The organism is Type-D symbiont of Plautia stali (assembly GCF_001485335.1).
Taxonomy (GTDB): domain Bacteria; phylum Pseudomonadota; class Gammaproteobacteria; order Enterobacterales; family Enterobacteriaceae; genus Pantoea; species Pantoea vagans_C.
This window is the reverse complement of sequence record NZ_BBOC01000006.1, coordinates 71,302-84,960: the sequence shown is the minus strand read 5'-3', so window position 1 is coordinate 84,960 and position 13,659 is coordinate 71,302. Positions and strand designations below refer to the sequence as shown.

The window sequence follows — 13,659 nt, the reverse complement described above, 5'->3', positions numbered from 1 at the left end:
CGTTCGCCTTATAACCTCATCAACTGGCGAAACGCCTTCACCTTGCTACGACTCACTGGCACCTGCGCATCCAAATCACGCAACTTCACCAGATAAGTGTTGTTAAACCACGGCTCGATCTCGCGAATTTTGCTGAGGTTGACGCAATACGAGCGATGGCAGCGGAAAAACAGCTGCTCCGGCAAGCGACTGCAAAACTCGCTGATCGCCATCGACATCACATAGGCTTCGCGGCGGGTATAAACAAACGTCAGCTTTTCATGGGCCTCAACGTAATAGATATCGTTGATATCGGTGACGATGATGCGCTCATCTTTCACCAGATTGACGGTCAACGGCGCACTCTGGGCTGATTGGGCCTGCGCGTGCTGCTGCTGCGCGGTGGCTTCGAGTTTGTTCAGCATGGTGATGATGCGCGACTCCTGGTAGGGCTTGAGAATGTAGTCAAACGCATCCAGTTCAAAGGCATCCACCGCATGCTCTTTCCAGGCAGTGATAAACACGATCAACGGCTTGTGAGCAAACTGATTAATGTTTTGCGCCAGCAGCATGCCGTCCAGAGACGGAATATTGATATCGAGGAAAATCACATCCACACGGTGGTTTTGCAGGTATTTCAACACCTCCAGACCATCATCAAAGCAGGCTTCGATAGCGATCTGACTGTGTTGCTGAATCATCCAGCTCAACTCTTGTTGAGCAAGGAATTCGTCTTCGACGATGATGGCTTTCACGCGTTGTGTTCCGAAATAAGGCTTAATGGCGCAGCCAGGCGCTGACCATTTTTACTTAGCGTAAAGGAGATTTCGGTGCCGGGTTGATGACGGATGATAGTTAGCCCCTGACCCGAAAGCAGTTTGACCCGATGATGGACATTCAGCAGACCAATTTTATTGCCGGGCATCTCATCGCGCGCCACGCGAGAAATAACCTCTTCACTGATACCGGCACCGGTATCACGCACCGCCACGCGGACATTATCGCCCAAATCTTTCACGCTCAATGTCACCACACCCTTGCCGCGACACGGCTGGATCCCGTGCACAATGGCATTTTCCACCAGTGGCTGAATCAGCAGGCTTGGCAGAGAAAAGTGCAGGTCTTCATCGATGTCGTAAATCATCGAGAGCTTGCCGCCAAAGCGTGCCTGTTCAATGGCAATGTAATCCTTCACCTGCCACAACTCTTTTTTAATATCGATGGGCTCGTCATCGTTGAGTTCCAGGTTGTAGCGCAGATAACGCGACAGATTAATCACCAACTGACGCGCCGTATCGGGATTGAGGCGAATGGACGCCGAAATCGCGTTGAGTGCATTAAACAGGAAGTGCGGGTTGATCTTACTTTGCAGCGCGCGCAGTTCCGCTTTGTTGGCCATTTCGCGCAACTGCTCCGCGCGCGATACTTCTAACTGAGTGGAGATGATTTGTGACAGGCCAATCGCCATCTCTTTTAGCGAACCGGTGATGCGGTGCGCCCGGCGATAATAGATTTTTAGTGTGCCTGTCACTTCCCCTTTTTCCCAAAGGGGAATAACCAGCATCGAGTGAATATCTTTGGTGCGGTGCGCCTCATCATTATTCTTGATAATGATTTTGCCGCTGGCGATGGACTGCGCGGTGGTGGGGCTGATGCCATCATCCCCATTCTGGTAGTTATGCTCGCCGTAACCGACGTAAGCCAGAATTTGTTTGGTATTGGTGATGGCGACCGCGTCAGCATGAATATCGCTGCGGATGATATCGCACACCTGGCGTAATGACTGACTATTCACCTGGCGAAACAGCGGCAGGGTTTTGTTGGCAATCTCCAGCGCTAACTTGGCCTGACGCGCAGCAATCGCCTCCTTTTCACCCTCTACGCTCTGCACCAGCAGCACAATCAGGCCGATGCTGGATGCGCCAAGGATCATCGGCAGCGCAATCTCTGAGACAATCGAAAAGCCCAGAGACATCGGTCTGGCCCACAGCACAATCAGCAGCATGGTGAGGGTTTCGCACAGCATGCCGCCTAAGATACCGGCGCGCCAACGCTGCTCTTTACCCACCCGACGATTGATCACGCCTGACGCGATCCCGGCAATAATGCTGGTGATTAAACAGGGCACGGCGGTGACGCCGTCCATATCAATCAAGTAACGATGCACACCCGCGATGACACCGGTGGCAATGCCGACCCAGGGGCCAAACAGAATCCCGCCTGACATCACCGCAATCACGCGTACGTTCAGCAACGAGCCATCCACGTTGATACCTGACCAGGTACTAAACAGCGCAAACAGCGAGAAAATCGCCGTCACCACCACTTTCTCTTTTATCGAATGCTCATCTTTCTGCAATAGCTGACGAAACACGCGCGTGCGCGTGAGGAAGAAAAGGCAGATCAGCATCAATGCAGCGCGGTCAAACACCGCCAACAGCATGTCGAAGTGGGAAGGCAAGGGCATCTCTCAGACTGAGCTTGGATGGGGCTATGATAAAAAATGTGATCAAGATCTGCCAGCGCAAAGGCACCCGACAAACGCTTCTGATGGTGTAGATCAATTTTTAACGAGAATTGACAGCCGGCCATGATGATTAAACAGCAACTCCTATGCTTAAGGTCCAGAAAAGCCGCGTCCGAAGAGCGAAGCGTCCGCGCCATGGACGGCGCGGCCGATCTGCAGGGATGCGTGCTTCCTTTGCGATCGGACGCGGCTTTTCTGGATTGCGCACGGACCCGCAGCAAGAACATCAGGAAAAAGAGGAAAACTTGAGTAACAAAAAGAGGATTAATAAATCCGTGCGCTGAGCGCTGGTTGTCTATTGTCCGGTTTGCTATGTTGCCCTGAGTAAATTCGCGGAGCGCAGCAATGCAACTTCTCACCCCTCGTTTATCTCTGACTCGCTTACAACCCGAAGACTGGCAAATCTTTAAAGCCGTGCATGAAGACCCCGCGACCATGACATGGGTCAGCGAAATTCCTGATGAAAATGACATTCGCCAGCGTTTTAATGACCGGCTCGCGCCCTGGCAGGCCAGCAGTTTCCACATGCTCTGCCTAGTGGCGCGCCTGCGTGACACCAATGAACCTATTGGCCTGTTTGGATGCAGTGCCGAATGGCAGCCCTATCGCCAGGCCGAAGTGGGTTACATGCTCTGCCATCGCTTTACCGGAAACGGTTATGGCAGTGAAGCCCTGCAAGCGCTCTGTGACTTCTTGCTGGAGGCAGAATTTCATAAGCTCAAAGCGCTGGTTATCGAGGGGAATTGGCCATCGCGGCGCATTCTGGAAAAGAATGGTTTCGAGCTAGAGGGTACGCTACGGGATAATTACCTGTTAAACGACCAATGGGTGAACGATTGGGTGTTCGGTCGCCTGAATCCAGAAAATTAAAAAAATATTCTGTTGCTCTCGACAATTCTGTTATCAGCGCGTTATGTTCTTCTTCGGTCACCGCAGTGACCAGCGTCGCTCGGACGGTCCGGGCGCTAACGTAATCCAGAGGACATCATGGCTGATAACAGCACACCCCGTCGTTTCTCGCGTATTGAACGCCTTCCCCCATATGTATTTAACATCACCGCTGAGTTGAAGATGGCTGCGCGTCGGCGCGGCGAAGACATCATCGATTTCTCGATGGGGAACCCCGATGGCGCTACGCCGCCGCATATCGTGGAAAAACTCTGCCAGGTGGCGCAACGCGAAGACACGCACGGCTATTCAACCTCTAAAGGCATTCCGCGTCTGCGTCGCGCCATCTCGCGCTGGTACGCAGACCGCTATCAAGTCGACATCGACCCGGAATCGGAAGCGATTGTCACCATCGGTTCAAAAGAAGGGCTGGCACATCTCATGCTGGCAACCCTCGATCACGGTGATACCGTGCTGGTGCCAAACCCCAGCTACCCGATTCACATCTACGGCGCGGTGATTGCTGGGGCGCAGGTACGTTCAGTGCCGCTGGTGGCAGGCGTCGACTTCTTCAACGAATTAGAGCGCGCCATCCGCGAAAGCTATCCAAAACCGAAGATGATGATCCTCGGCTTCCCGTCGAACCCGACGTCACAATGCGTTGAGCTGGACTTCTTCGAGCGTGTGATTGCGCTGGCGAAACAGTACAACGTACTGGTGATCCACGATCTCGCCTACGCAGACATCACCTACGATGGCTGGAAAGCACCGTCGATAATGCAGGTGCCCGGCGCACGTGATGTCGCGGTGGAATTCTTCACCCTGTCAAAAAGCTACAACATGGCAGGCTGGCGCATCGGCTTTATGGTCGGCAACAAAGAGTTGGTCTCTGCGCTGGCCCGCATCAAAAGCTATCACGACTACGGCACCTTCACGCCATTGCAGGTCGCGGCCATTGCGGCACTGGAAGGCGACCAACAATGCGTGCGTGATATTGCGGAACAGTACAAACGCCGTCGTGATGTCTTAGTAAAAGGCTTGCATGAGGCGGGCTGGATGGTCGATCTGCCTAAAGCGTCGATGTACGTCTGGGCAAAAATCCCCGATCACTACGCGCATCTCGGTTCACTGGAGTTCGCCAAACTGCTGATGCAGGAAGCCAAGGTGTGCGTCTCGCCGGGCATTGGTTTCGGTGACTACGGTGATACCCATGTCCGATTTGCACTGATTGAAAACAGCGATCGTATCCGTCAGGCAGTGCGCGGCATCAAATCGATGTTCCGTGCCGACGGCATTTTGCCGGGAACGGTGAAAGCGCCGGATGAAGAAGAGTAAAAACTAAGAGGGGCGATACTGGTCGCCCCGCCTGGCAGGATTTATTTGAGCATCAGCACGAAGGTGCCAACCCAGATCAACAGGAAGAAAGAAACTCCCATTAAAGCGTATCTCACAAAACAACTCCTCTGAGCGGTTACCATGCTGGTGATCCCACGCCAGCGTAACCCGAACAGAATAAGAGAAAGGTGAAGTTCATAACCGCTGCACGCTTTCTTCTCAGGTGGTTCCAAGCGAACTCAGAACAGGATCGAGCGCTAATTTACGCGCAATCGATCCGAAAATAAATAGGCCACTTCTGAGAGATTGCTCACATTTTCAGCGGGCTTCAATTTCTGGAATGGCGGACATGCCCACACGCAATTGCGCCAGATCCGGCTGGTTGGCATCCAGCACAATTTTTACCGGTAAACGCTGTACCACCTTGGTGTAATTACCGGTGGCATTGTCGGGTGAAATCGCCGAAAAAGTCGCCCCCGTGGCCGGTGCAATGCTGTCAACATGGCCGGTAAAGCGCTTGCCTGGCAACGCATCAACCTTCACCACCGCTTTCTGTCCTGGCTGCACATCGGCTAAGTGCGTCTCAAGATAATTGGCCGTAATGTACGTCTGTTGCAACGGCACCACCGCCAGCAAACGGGTGCCCGCGCTGACGTACGCGCCAAGTCGCACCGACCGCTGTCCTACCATGCCATCTACGGGCGCTACGATGCGCGTATAGGAAAGATTCAGCTTAGCCTGATCAACACTGGCTTGGGCGGCGGTCACGTCGGCTTCCGCCTGACGAACTGCGGCCTGCAACACGCCCACCTGCTTGATGGCGGCGGCTAAAGCGGCTTCACTCTGGCGCACGGCTGCCGAGGCGGAACGCTGGGTCGAGCTGGCTTTTTGCTGTTCATCGGCGGCAATGGTGCCGCTTTTATACAGCTGATTGTAACGTGCTGCGCTTTGCCCGGCGTACTGAGACGATGCCTGGCTGGCCGCTAAAGTGGCTTTCGCCTCGTCAATGGTGGACTGCTGTTGCTCCAGTTGCGCCTGGCTGCTCAGCCGCTTGGCCTCACTCACTTGCAGATTTGCCTGCGCGGTTTCCAGCGCCACGCGGTAGTCACGATCGTCCAGCGTGGCCAGCAACTCGCCCGCTTTCACTTGCTGGTTATCCAGCACATTCACGCTGGCGACATAGCCGGATACTTTCGGTGCCACCAGGGTGTAATCGGCATTCACATAGGCATCATCAGTACGGTGATCGTTACCGGTCATCGCTGACCAGACAAAAAAGGCCATTGCCAGCAACACGATTAATAAGGCGCTCAACAGCACCGTTCTTTTCAAAGCAGAAGCTTGCATATCAATTATCTCGACGTCGTCGTAACAGGTTGAATCAGGGTTTGTGGTGGCCAGACGCGCTTTGGCAGCCAGGCGGTAAGCAACAGCAACAGCGCAGCGAAAGCGATCAGCATCTGATAACAGTCACTCAGGCTCAGCACCATCGCCTGGTGTTTCAGCAACGTGGCGAAACCGCTGAGGTTTTCAGCGCTGCTGGCACTGCCATCTGGCAATAAAGGAAAACTACTGCTCGATTGAGCACTGGTGGGGGCGGTCATCAGCCAGTCGCGGCTGGCGGCATTCCCTACCAATATGTTGGAGTGAAACTGTTCCCGATGGCTGATAAACCATGTCACCAGCGTGCTGGCGGCAATGCTGGAGAAACCGCGTACCGTATTAAACATCGCTGAGGCGAAAGGCCCTTCCGGTGGGGCCACCACGCTGGTGGCGCTCATCAATACCGGCAAAATCACCATCGGCTGACCGAAAGCCTGCAGGATTTGAATCAGCCAGAAGTTCTGGCGTGCCCAGTCAGTGGTGATGTGCATCCCCATCAGGCATGACATCACCAGTAACGTGACGCCCGCCGTCAGCATCCAGCGGCAATCGATCCACCTTATGTTGAGCAGCGCGGCAACCAGCGGGGCGATCAACAGTTGTGGCAGGCCGATGGTTAACGCCAGCGGCGCGAATTGCAGCGTGCGGAAGCCTTCAACCTGAGCGAGATAGGCGGAGGGCAGGGCTGAGCCTGACAGCGATAAAATCAACACTCCCGCCAGAGCCAGTAATCCGTGCGTCAAATTATGCCGACGCAGCATCTGCAATTTGAACAAGGGTAACGGGTGAAACCATTCATTAATAAAGAACACAGTCAGCAATGCGAGTGCGCTGAATAATAGCGCGACGAACATGGGGGAATTGAGCCAGTCCAGGCGCTCGCCTTGGGTCAAAGCCAGTATCAGCAGCGCCATGCCCGAGCAGCCGGTCAGAATGCCGAATAGATCGATCTGCCTGAAGCGCTCGAAGCGCAGTGGATCCTGTGGCAACCCCCAGCCAATCAACAGCATGGCAATCAGCATCGCGGGGACCACCTGCCAGAACACAAACATCCAGCCGACTTCATCGGTCCAGAAAGCGGCCAGCGTGGCGGCGAGGTTGGGGCCAAAGGTCGCGGTCAAGGCATAGGCACCCAAGCCATACAGCTTAATGGGAGGCGGTAAAAAACGCAGTGCGACGGTCATCAGCAGCGGTGGCAGTGCACCACCGAACAGGCCCTGAATCACACGCAGTGCGATGAAAAGCGTCGAGTCAGGCATTAAAGGCAGCAGTAATCCGCTCAGCATAAATCCGGTGCATACGGCCAGGGCGAAGCGTCGCAGTGAAAACGTCACGGCAAACCAGGGCGCGATCATCATGGCGGCCACTTCCGCGGCTTGGTAGGCGGAGATGATCCAGCTGCCTTGATCGTAGCTAATGCCGATCGCAGCACGGATATCCGCCAGTGCGATATCGGTCACGCGGTCGTTTAATCCGGAAGTGAGCGCAGCTATCAGCACGCCAACCAACCCTAACGCCAGGCGCAAGGTAAACGGATGGGGAGCCGGAGCCGCAACAGGCTGGGCGTTCATAACAGGCTTCTCTTGTTTTTATTGATGCAGTGTATTGCGATGTGATACATGTCGCATCTTACATCTCGGTATGATGTATTGCAATGTGATACAGGGTGTAAAAGTGCGGTCATTCGCGCTAAAGTAGGGCAGGCCAAAAAGGAACGCACAATGGTTGAAATTCCCTCAAGCCGTGAGGATGAAAAAGCGGGTGGCATTCAGGTCATCGCGCGTGCGGCAAAAATTCTGAATGCGCTGGGTGAACATCCCGGCGGCATGAGTCTGGGTGAAATTGCGCAGGTGGTTGATCTTCCCCGGTCTACGGTGCAGCGCATCATCGCGGCCCTGGATAGCGCCCAACTGGTGCGCAGCAGCGGTGCGGGCGGCTTGCGCCTGGGGCCGGCGCTGCTCAAACTGATATCCAGCGTGCACAGCGACGTGGTTGAAATCGTGCGCCCGTTCCTGGAACAACTTTCAGCAGAAATCAACGAGACCGTCTCACTGGCGCGCGCCAGCGGCACACAGCTGGCGATCGTGCATTATGTGGTGGCCTCACGTGAATTGCGTGTGGTGCCGCGTATTGGGCTGAATCTTCCGCTTTACAGTACCTCTGGCGGTCGCGCATTGCTGGCGCTGGAGAGTGATGACGATGTGCGAGTGATGGTCGGTGAAGCTTATAAAGAGCTCACTGAGATGACAGTGAAAACCCTGCCGCAACTGCTGGAGTTGATTGCTGAAGTACGCATCAGCGGTCTGGCCATCGATCGCGGCGAAACGCTGGAAGGTATTTCCACCATGGCAGTGGCGATCGACACCTTGTTCGGGCGCTTTTCTATCTCGTTGCTGGTGCCAACCGCTCGTTTTCATAAACAGGAAGCGCGCTATCGTGAGGAAATCTTGAAGTGCAAAGAGGCGATAATTCGCGAAATTGGCAAAATGACCGCTGTGGAAGGATAACCAACTGATGAAAACGTTGCTGATGGCCATTGATAACTCACCGGTGGCAGAAAAAGTGATTGCGCTGACTATTGAACAGGCGTTAGCGCAACAGGCGCAGGTGACGGTGCTGTGTTGCGTCGACCCGGCCTATTCATCCTGCAATCAGCCCATCGAAATTGATGCCGGAGAGGATCCCGACGATTTCGTGGCCGCAAAAGATGAACAAAACACCGCAGAAATGGTGGTACGTCACGCGCTGGCGCCACTATTGCGTGCGGGTGTAGCAGCGAAAGGCTTGATTATGGCCGGTGAAGCGGCGGAAACCATTGTGGCCCAGTCCAATGTGCTAAAGGCCAGCATGATTATTATTGGCCGCCGCCATCTTTCGCCTTTTAACCGTCTGCTGAAAGGTTCGGTTAGCGCAGCCGTTATTGAGCGCGCCAACTGTCCGGTATTGATTGACGTTCGCAAGGATTAATCACGCTCCATGCTCTCGCTTTTCCCCATTACGCTGGTGGCCTTTGTGCTGCTGGCAATCATCATCATTGTGTTGGTTCGCACCACATCGCTGCGTTTATGGCAGGGAGTGATTCTCTTTCTGCTGCCGTTAGTGCTGGCCAACTTACTGTGGTTTAGCTGGCTGCATCCTCGTCAAGAGCGGCAGGCGCTGGCTCAGGAAGTCTCGACACAACTCAGTCTGGCTCCGGGCTATCGTTTGCTGAAAACCCAGGAACCGGCACTATGGCAATTGCTTAACCGAGAACTGCTCCACAAGCGGATGGAAGGCGTTCCCACCGACCAGGCGCTGGGTGAACTACGGGGCTGGCTGATGGATTTAGTCAACCAGCGTATGGCGCGTGCCGATGATGCTACGTTGGTCAATTATTTGCGCGTCTCAGTAGAAGAAATGCAGGCATTGCAGCAGCCTGAACCACAGCGCTGTTTCCGTTTTCTTTACCCACAGGTCAATGGCGGGATTAACCTGCAACAAGCCTTGTCACCGGAACTCTACCAGCGGGACGCACAGGCACTCGATCAGCTGTTGCTAAAGAGCACAGGCAACGATCAACCCTTGGATCAGGCCCTGGCGCAGCGGGATTTGCAAAGCATCGTCGAAAAACTCTACGGGAAGTGGGGCGATAAACTGCAACAGCTCAACATGCCAGCAGACACCGCCGTCGATCGCAGCGCGATGTGTGCCATGTCGATTGATCTCTACAGCGGCATTCTCGCATTGCCTGCCAAACAAGCCGCCAATCTTTTACGTAAGATGGTCAGCCTAACCGGTTAGCGTTAGCGGGCAAAAAAAAGCCCGCTCAGCGCGGGCACAAAGGTCACTATTGGTTTTTCTTTTCTGGGTATCACCTGGTGTGGTGCAGACTTTGTTACGTCTGTAGGCATCTTCTCATTGCCTGTGAGCGAAGGAAAACCGTTTGGTTTTATCAATTTAATTGGTAAAAACTTTGTTTTTTGAAAATTTTCGCGCCTGATTCCTATAGATGCGCGCGATGCTGCCTTTTAAACTGCGGCATCTAATGAGGACATCCTAATGAAAAAAATATTTATTAGCGCGATGGCGCTCTTTATGCTGGCCGGTTGTAGCGTCAGCAAACCCGGTGGATTTGAACGTGTTGATGAAGATACCAGCTCAAATACTGTTCAGTACCGCTACGATCCGCAAAAGCTAAATAAAGATGCGATGGAACTCGATCTGGCTAATTACTGTAACCAGCGAGGTTTCGATAAAGTGGAATCATTGCCTGCGCAGGAAAGCCATTTACCAGGATTAAAGAAAGCCTGGTACCAATGTAATTATGCGGTAAAAAGCTAAAAGAAAGGGCGGGATAAATTCCCGCCCTTTTTATTTTTTTATTATTTGCTGTGTGTGCTTTGCCCAATTACCAGTGGCGACCATGGTAGCCACGGTCATGATGCCAGCCACCGCCATTGCCCCAACCTGGTCCGTGTCTGTAACCGTCATGGACGATACAGCCACTTAACATGGTCATAATGGCCGCAACCGAAGCAATTTTAATAAACGTTTTCATGGAGAGTCCTCCTCTTTTTCAATGAAGCCAGATTACTGGGAAAAAGTGGAGTGAAGATGCAGGGAATGTAGAGTTATTTCTGGATCTATTACCAGATATGTCAATTTAAAGCTAAAAACGTCTGGGCGGGGAATAAACCAATCAGATAAAGCTGAATACATAAAGATAATAGCGCGAATAATCTGAAATGCAATGCTAAATAACAGTTGTTCTCAATAACGCTTTATTTGTGCAGAAAAGATGGAGAAAGTGGATGCCGCACAGGCTGCGGCATCCCGGAAAATTAATTATGCAGCAAAGGTTCGCTGACGTTTTGACGATTTGGCAGACGGATACTGAGCGACAATACCAGCGAAATCACCAGCAGCGTCATAATCAGGCTGAAGGTGACGGTAAAGCCGCCGAACACCGAAGCCACCAGAGAACCCATTACGCTGCCGATACCAAAGCCAAGGTAGATCAGACCGTAGTTTTTGGTCAGGTTATTGAGACCGAAGAAATCACTGACCAGCGAAGGAAACACGGTGATGGTGCCGCCAAAGCTAAAGGCGACACAAGCCAGCGACAGGAAGAAGGTGGTTTCATTCATACGCGTGAACAGCAGGATGCTCATGCCGACCAGCGAGACCATCTGCGCCAGAGAAATCACGCGAATGCGTGCCATTTTATCGGACAGTACGCCAAGAATCAGACGACCGCTAAGGTTAGCAATGGCAATCACCGTGACCGCATTGGCTGCCGTTTGTGTGGTCAGATGCACCATACCTTCGCCGATATCTTTCGCCACGCCGATAACGTACAGGCCGCTCATACACGCGGTGAGGAACATCAGCGCCAGCATCCAGTACTGCGGCAAACGTACTGATTGCGCCAGGGTGTAATCTTTTGCCTGCAACTGCGCATTACCGCTGGTTTGCTGCACTGGTGCATCACGCATCATCAAGGCACCGATGATAATCATGCTCATGGCCAGCACACCCCAAATCATAAAGGTGTTTTCTAGGCCATATGTACTCAACAACGCACCACAAATGAATTTGAAGCCGAGGCTGCCTAATCCATAGGCACCAATCGAAAAGGCGGAGATCAGCCCTTTACGCTCTGGGAACCACTTCACACAGTTAGACAGGGTTAACAGGTAACCGGCACCATCAGCCAGACCGACCAGAATGCCTGCGCTGAGATACAGCATCATCAGGTTATCGGCATGGGCGGTGAGCCAGAAGCCGATGGCCATTAAGATCCCAGCGCCGATGGTGACGTTGCGAACGCCGAATCGTTCCTGCAGTTTGCCCGCCAGTGACGAGGCGATCGCCAGTCCCAGACTTAACAAACCAAACGAGAAAGCGACCTGGCTGATTGGTGCATCCAACTTATGCGCCAGTTGGCCGTTGAACAGGCTCCAGGTGTAGACCGAACCCAGGGCAAACTGGGTGATGATGGTGCCAATTAGGGTAAACATACGAGTACGCTGGTGTTGCGCGGTTAGGGCTGTTTTCATTTTTATCTCCCCTCAGGGAATACGGAATCTGCAGCGATAATAAGCGCCTTACGCGCGTGCGGGGCAGGTGAGGGCGTGAATGGACTGGAGGGCGGAATGAAATGCAGTGAAACGGGTATGAATGGCATTGGCAACGAATAAACGAAGCGTCAGTGTCAATCAACAACAGGTGATTACTGTTAGTGAGTATGTGTAATGAGTTGTATCAATTGCGCCCTATCGCCTGCAAATTCGCCAGCTTTTGCCAGGCTTAAAACTCACTAAACAGGAGGAAATATGACAGACCGAGCATATGAATCCGCGTCAAGCGAGGATGAAGTTTGCTGCATCATCGGTCAGGCGGTGATCGAGTTAAGCGATGAGCATCAGCCTGTGACTAAATCCACGCTGTCGCTGAAACTACTGGCTATGGCCGATCGCGACAGAGATGATGAACGCGTTCTGCTTTACTGGATTGCCAGAAAAGCCATCAATAAACCTCACCAGCTCAATATCGGCGTGCAGGGCTGGCGTTAGAGGAAAAAAGAGCGGGCGCAATGCCCGCTCTCGCTTTATCAGGCCAGGCGCAATTTGCGCGCCTTCGGCCAGCGTACGAACATCACCATGTTCCCTGCCAGAATCATCACCAGTCCAACAATCGCATTGTCATGCCACTGATATCCTTCATAGACGGTGGACAGCGTGAGCGCCACCAACGGGAATAGCAGGGTGCTGTAAGCGGCCTGACTGGCACCAATACGGCCTACTAACGTGAAATAGGCGCCAAAACCCAACACAGAACCAAAGATGGCCAGATAACTCATTGAGCCAAGCCATTGCAGATTGAGCGCAGGGGCCAGTGAATCACCGTTCAGCAGTGCCAGAACCGCCATCATAATCGCGCCATACAGCATGGCGTAGCTGTTGGTGGTCAGCACGTCGCGTTGACGACGCTGGTGGCGGGTGGAGATCATATTACCCAGCGAGAAGCCCAATGTGCCCAAGGCACTGAGTCCGACGCCCCACAGCAGCTGTGGCGCGGGATGTGCAGCCTGAATATCATTCCAGAACAGCGCGACGATTCCTCCTAGCCCCAATACTGCCGCAGGCAACAGGCGAAACGGTGGGCGCTGGCGGAAGAAAATCCAACTATTGAGGGCGTTATACAGCACCGCCATGGAGAAAATCACTGATTCCAGTCCGCTGCTGATCCACGCCGCCGCATGATAAAAACAGACGAAATTGAAGCCGAACACACAGCAGCCTTGCAGCACGCAAAACAGGTGGTCTTGTTTGTCCAGTGGTCGTAGGCGTTTTAACAGTTTCAGGATTACCAGCATCAGTACAGATGCCAGTAAGAAACGCCAAAACACCGCCACCAACACCGGGGTATTGGCGGCATCTTGTTGTAGAAAAATCGCGATCCAGGTGGTGCCCCAAATAAGCACGACTGCAAGGTAAAGCATTATGTTCATCAGATACTCTCCAGCAAAATCATGGCTGCAGTGTGCTGATTTCAACGCAGAGACG

General features: G+C 53.3%; 15 protein-coding genes. 7 read left to right on the top strand and 8 right to left on the bottom strand.

The features are described 5' to 3' along the window. Positions 1-8 precede the first annotated feature (8 nt). Together PSSD_RS03605 and PSSD_RS03600 are read right to left on the bottom strand one after the other, a co-directional pair. On the bottom strand, positions 9-734 hold the full coding sequence (locus PSSD_RS03605) for a LytR/AlgR family response regulator transcription factor (RefSeq protein ID WP_039327375.1): 726 nt from the start codon (positions 732-734) through the stop codon (positions 9-11). Beyond that, positions 731-2,422: a sensor histidine kinase gene (locus tag PSSD_RS03600; RefSeq protein ID WP_058969483.1), complete on the bottom strand. Its 1,692-nt coding sequence runs from the start codon at positions 2,420-2,422 to the stop codon at positions 731-733. The genes PSSD_RS03605 and PSSD_RS03600 overlap by 4 nt, the downstream gene beginning before the upstream one ends. Before the next feature lie 429 nt (positions 2,423-2,851). Here PSSD_RS03600 and PSSD_RS03595 point away from each other — a divergent pair, with 429 nt between their 5' ends. Further along, positions 2,852-3,376 (top strand): GNAT family N-acetyltransferase, encoded by a 525-nt coding sequence (locus tag PSSD_RS03595; RefSeq protein WP_039327364.1) that lies wholly within the window; start codon positions 2,852-2,854, stop codon positions 3,374-3,376. Between the two features lie 117 nt (positions 3,377-3,493). Further along, positions 3,494-4,729 carry an alanine transaminase gene (gene alaC, locus PSSD_RS03590; protein WP_058969481.1) on the top strand — a complete coding sequence of 412 codons (1,236 nt, stop codon included), beginning with the start codon at positions 3,494-3,496 and terminating at the stop codon, positions 4,727-4,729. A 41-nt stretch (positions 4,730-4,770) separates the two neighbouring features. On the opposite strand, the gene ypdK is transcribed toward alaC, so the two are convergent. The 3 genes from ypdK to PSSD_RS03580 all read right to left on the bottom strand — a co-directional run bounded on the left by ypdK (position 4,771) and on the right by PSSD_RS03580 (position 7,683). After that, positions 4,771-4,845, bottom strand: coding sequence for a membrane protein YpdK (gene ypdK / locus PSSD_RS27330; RefSeq protein ID WP_100701370.1), 75 nt, complete (start codon positions 4,843-4,845; stop codon positions 4,771-4,773). 202 nt (positions 4,846-5,047) lie between these two features. Then, entirely contained in the window at positions 5,048-6,076 is a 1,029-nt protein-coding gene (locus tag PSSD_RS03585) for an HlyD family secretion protein (RefSeq protein WP_058969480.1), read from the bottom strand. Between the two features lie 5 nt (positions 6,077-6,081). Continuing rightward, positions 6,082-7,683, bottom strand: coding sequence for an MFS transporter (locus tag PSSD_RS03580; protein ID WP_058969478.1), 1,602 nt, complete (start codon positions 7,681-7,683; stop codon positions 6,082-6,084). Positions 7,684-7,833: 150 nt separating this feature from the next. Here PSSD_RS03580 and PSSD_RS03575 point away from each other — a divergent pair, with 150 nt between their 5' ends. The 4 genes from PSSD_RS03575 to PSSD_RS03560 all read left to right on the top strand — a co-directional run bounded on the left by PSSD_RS03575 (position 7,834) and on the right by PSSD_RS03560 (position 10,432). Beyond that, the gene (locus PSSD_RS03575) at positions 7,834-8,619 is read left to right on the top strand and encodes an IclR family transcriptional regulator (RefSeq protein ID WP_039327351.1); all 786 of its coding nucleotides are present in this window, start codon (positions 7,834-7,836) and stop codon (positions 8,617-8,619) included. Between the two features lie 7 nt (positions 8,620-8,626). Then, complete coding sequence (locus PSSD_RS03570; RefSeq protein WP_058969475.1) at positions 8,627-9,079, top strand: universal stress protein; 453 nt, start codon at positions 8,627-8,629, stop codon at positions 9,077-9,079. 9 nt (positions 9,080-9,088) lie between these two features. After that, positions 9,089-9,892 (top strand): hypothetical protein, encoded by an 804-nt coding sequence (locus tag PSSD_RS03565; RefSeq protein WP_058969472.1) that lies wholly within the window; start codon positions 9,089-9,091, stop codon positions 9,890-9,892. Positions 9,893-10,150: 258 nt separating this feature from the next. Then, entirely contained in the window at positions 10,151-10,432 is a 282-nt protein-coding gene (locus PSSD_RS03560) for a putative periplasmic lipoprotein (RefSeq protein ID WP_039327342.1), read from the top strand. 67 nt (positions 10,433-10,499) lie between these two features. Here the strand turns inward: PSSD_RS03560 and PSSD_RS27700 are convergent, their stop codons facing one another. After that, on the bottom strand, positions 10,500-10,649 hold the full coding sequence (locus PSSD_RS27700) for a hypothetical protein (protein WP_167347654.1): 150 nt from the start codon (positions 10,647-10,649) through the stop codon (positions 10,500-10,502). A 283-nt stretch (positions 10,650-10,932) separates the two neighbouring features. Continuing rightward, complete coding sequence (locus tag PSSD_RS03555) at positions 10,933-12,150, bottom strand: L-lactate MFS transporter (protein ID WP_058969470.1); 1,218 nt, start codon at positions 12,148-12,150, stop codon at positions 10,933-10,935. Between the two features lie 276 nt (positions 12,151-12,426). On the opposite strand from PSSD_RS03555, the gene PSSD_RS03550 reads away from it, so the two are divergent. After that, positions 12,427-12,666, top strand: a complete 240-nt coding sequence (locus tag PSSD_RS03550) for a hypothetical protein (RefSeq protein ID WP_039327337.1) — start codon at positions 12,427-12,429, stop codon at positions 12,664-12,666. A gap of 38 nt (positions 12,667-12,704) precedes the next feature. On the opposite strand, the gene PSSD_RS03545 is transcribed toward PSSD_RS03550, so the two are convergent. After that, positions 12,705-13,604, bottom strand: a complete 900-nt coding sequence (locus PSSD_RS03545; protein WP_039327414.1) for a DMT family transporter — start codon at positions 13,602-13,604, stop codon at positions 12,705-12,707. Positions 13,605-13,659 lie beyond the last annotated feature (55 nt).

What these genes read in the sequence shown, in the direction of transcription:
- PSSD_RS03600 (WP_058969483.1), bottom strand. Translation starts at nt 2,422, where the DNA reads ATGCTGTTGGCGGTGTTTGACCGCGCTGCATTGATGCTGATCTGCCTT.
- PSSD_RS03595 (WP_039327364.1), top strand. Translation starts at nt 2,852, where the DNA reads ATGCAACTTCTCACCCCTCGTTTATCTCTGACTCGCTTACAACCCGAA.
- alaC (WP_058969481.1), top strand. Translation starts at nt 3,494, where the DNA reads ATGGCTGATAACAGCACACCCCGTCGTTTCTCGCGTATTGAACGCCTT.
- PSSD_RS03585 (WP_058969480.1), bottom strand. Translation starts at nt 6,076, where the DNA reads ATGCAAGCTTCTGCTTTGAAAAGAACGGTGCTGTTGAGCGCCTTATTA.
- PSSD_RS03580 (WP_058969478.1), bottom strand. Translation starts at nt 7,683, where the DNA reads ATGAACGCCCAGCCTGTTGCGGCTCCGGCTCCCCATCCGTTTACCTTG.
- PSSD_RS03575 (WP_039327351.1), top strand. Translation starts at nt 7,834, where the DNA reads ATGGTTGAAATTCCCTCAAGCCGTGAGGATGAAAAAGCGGGTGGCATT.
- PSSD_RS03570 (WP_058969475.1), top strand. Translation starts at nt 8,627, where the DNA reads ATGAAAACGTTGCTGATGGCCATTGATAACTCACCGGTGGCAGAAAAA.
- PSSD_RS03565 (WP_058969472.1), top strand. Translation starts at nt 9,089, where the DNA reads ATGCTCTCGCTTTTCCCCATTACGCTGGTGGCCTTTGTGCTGCTGGCA.
- PSSD_RS03560 (WP_039327342.1), top strand. Translation starts at nt 10,151, where the DNA reads ATGAAAAAAATATTTATTAGCGCGATGGCGCTCTTTATGCTGGCCGGT.
- PSSD_RS27700 (WP_167347654.1), bottom strand. Translation starts at nt 10,649, where the DNA reads ATGAAAACGTTTATTAAAATTGCTTCGGTTGCGGCCATTATGACCATG.
- PSSD_RS03555 (WP_058969470.1), bottom strand. Translation starts at nt 12,150, where the DNA reads ATGAAAACAGCCCTAACCGCGCAACACCAGCGTACTCGTATGTTTACC.
- PSSD_RS03550 (WP_039327337.1), top strand. Translation starts at nt 12,427, where the DNA reads ATGACAGACCGAGCATATGAATCCGCGTCAAGCGAGGATGAAGTTTGC.
- PSSD_RS03545 (WP_039327414.1), bottom strand. Translation starts at nt 13,604, where the DNA reads ATGAACATAATGCTTTACCTTGCAGTCGTGCTTATTTGGGGCACCACC.